This is a genomic window from Burkholderia alba (genome assembly GCF_034721475.1).
Classification (GTDB): Bacteria; Pseudomonadota; Gammaproteobacteria; order Burkholderiales; family Burkholderiaceae; genus Burkholderia; species Burkholderia alba.
Genome location: NZ_JAWJWL010000129.1, coordinates 1 through 1,519 on the forward strand (window position 1 = coordinate 1; position 1,519 = coordinate 1,519).

Annotated in this window: 1 protein-coding gene; it reads left to right on the forward strand. The window is 66.3% G+C overall.

What is annotated here, in order from left to right; genetic code table 11:
* Nucleotides 1–191 precede the first annotated feature (191 nt).
* Nucleotides 192–1,519, forward strand: a 1,328-nt coding sequence (locus RZR99_RS32775) for a TolC family protein (protein WP_407655551.1), incomplete at its 3' end; no start/stop codon positions are given.

Sequence of the window (1,519 nt, forward strand, 5' to 3'; positions counted from 1 at the left end):
CATGCGCCCGGACAACAACCCGCATCCGCGCAAGCCGCGCTCGGAGACGGACAAGCCGCACCGGCGCAAAGCGCTTCAGCGCAGCCCGCGCCTTCCGCTCCGGCACCCACCGCGCCGGCCTCGTCAGCGCCCTCGCCGGCGGTCCCCCCCACCTCCGAGGCCGCCGAGCGCGAGCCCGCCGCCGGACGGTGATGCCGATGGCCCGCACCCGTCTGATCGCCGCCTGCGCGGCCGCGCTGCTCGGCGCGCCGCCCGCCGGCGCGCAGTTGCTCGACGTCTACCGCACGCACACACTGGTCTCCGACACCCCGGCCGCGCCGATGCTGAAGAACGCATCCTGCGTGGCGGAGGTGGTCGATCGCCCGATCGAACTGGAGGATGCGATCCTGCAGGCAGTCTGCGCGAATCCGCAGACGCGGCAGGCGTGGGCGAACGCCCGCGCGCAGGCCGCCGCCGTCGGGGTCAGCGAAGCCGCCTATCTGCCCACGCTCAATGCGACGGGAGGGGTTCAGCGGGATACGCTGCGAACAACCTACGACTATCCCAGCCTGGGCGTCTCGTTCCCGCAATCGCAAAACTCATCCAGCAAGTACGGGATGCTGAACCTGAGTTGGGTGTTGTTCGATTTCGGCAAGCGTAGTGCCGCGCTGCGTCAGGCACGCCAGCTTCTCGCCGCCGCCAATGCCACGCAGGACGACGCGTTGCAGACCGTGTTCTTCAACGCGGCGCAGGCCTTTTACGCGGTACGCGATGCGCAAGCGTCGGTCGATGCGGCACGGCAGTCGGAAAACATCGCGAAGGAAAGCCTTGCCGAAGCCAGCGCAAAGCATGGCGCTGGAGCGGGTACGCTGAGCGACCAGCTACAGGCACAGACGACCTACCGCCGCGCGTTGCTCGATCGAGTGAGCGCCGAGGGCGACGAGCGTTCGGCAGCCGGCACACTCGCCGCCGCGATGGGACTCGATGCGAACACACCGGTACGAATCGCAGCATCCGAGCCAACGGCGGACAATACCGAATTCTCCGAAGGGATCGATCAATTGATCGACGAGGCGAAAGCACGGCAACCGAAACTGGTGGCCGCCAGGGCAAAGCTCGAAGCTGCGCGCGCAAATGTCGATGCAGTGCGCGCTCAGGGCCGGCCGACGATCTCGCTGATAGGTAGCCTGACCCAGAACAATCCGTCATACCAGCAACAACCCTCGTCGAACCCGTTCCAGAACTACAAGATCGCCAACAGCCGAGGCAGCACCATCGGCATCCAGGTAACGATCCCGCTGTTCGAAGGCTTCGCCTCCGGCTATCGCACCGCGCAAGCGCAAGCACAGGCCGACGCACAGGAAGCGGATGTGCAGAACACCGAGCTGCAGGTATCGCTCGACGTGTGGAAGAGCTATCAGAGCCTGCAGACCGACACCGCGAACCTGGGCAATTCGAAGGATCTGCTCACCGATGCGCAGCACTCGCTCGAGATCGCGCGCGGACGTTACAAGGCGGGGGTCGGCACCTTCACCGAACT